Origin of the sequence: Streptomyces sp. RPT161, from assembly GCF_027533845.1 — a bacterium.
GTDB classification, from domain to species: Bacteria; Actinomycetota; Actinomycetes; order Streptomycetales; family Streptomycetaceae; genus Streptantibioticus_A; species Streptantibioticus_A silvisoli_A.
Genome location: NZ_JAPZVN010000092.1, coordinates 1 through 697, shown reverse-complemented (window position 1 = coordinate 697; position 697 = coordinate 1). Strand labels below are relative to the sequence as shown.

The 697-nt window shown below is 66.0% G+C and carries 1 protein-coding gene; it reads right to left on the bottom strand.

What is annotated here, in order from left to right:
• The coding region (locus O5O46_RS35040) for a carboxyl transferase domain-containing protein (protein WP_333482455.1) at positions 1 to 697 on the bottom strand (697 nt) is incomplete at both ends.

The window sequence follows — 697 nt, the reverse complement described above, 5'->3', positions numbered from 1 at the left end:
GCAGCTCTGCTCGTCGTCGTAGGCGAAGTGCGCCACCCCGGAGGTCTCGGCGTGCACATCCGCACCACCCAGACCGTTCTGCGAGACCTTCTCACCCGTCACCGCCTGCACCACATCCGGGCCGGTGATGAACATCTGCGAGGTCTCCCGCACCATGAACACGAAGTCCGTCAACGCCGGACTGTAAGCCGCACCACCCGCACACGGACCCAGCATCACCGAGATCTGCGGAATCACACCCGAAGCCCTCGTGTTGCGCTGGAAGATCCCGCCATACCCGGCCAGCGCCGAGACACCCTCCTGGATCCGGGCACCCGCACCGTCGTTCAACGACACCAACGGCGCACCCGCCGCGATCGCCTTGTCCATGATCTTGTGAATCTTCTGCGCATGCGCCTCACCCAGCGCACCACCGAAGATCCGGAAATCATGCGCGTACACGAACACCGTGCGCCCATGCACGGTCCCCCACCCGGTGATCACACCATCGGTGTACGGCCGCTTCGCCTCCAGGCCGAACCCCGAAGCACGATGCCGCCGCAACGGCTCCACCTCGTGGAACGACCCCTCATCCAGCAACAACTCGATCCGCTCACGCGCGGTCAACTTGCCCTTGGCATGCTGCGCCTCGGTCGCCCGCTCACTCGGCCCCCGCCGCACCTGCTCACGAATCGCATGCAGCTCCGCCACACGCCCG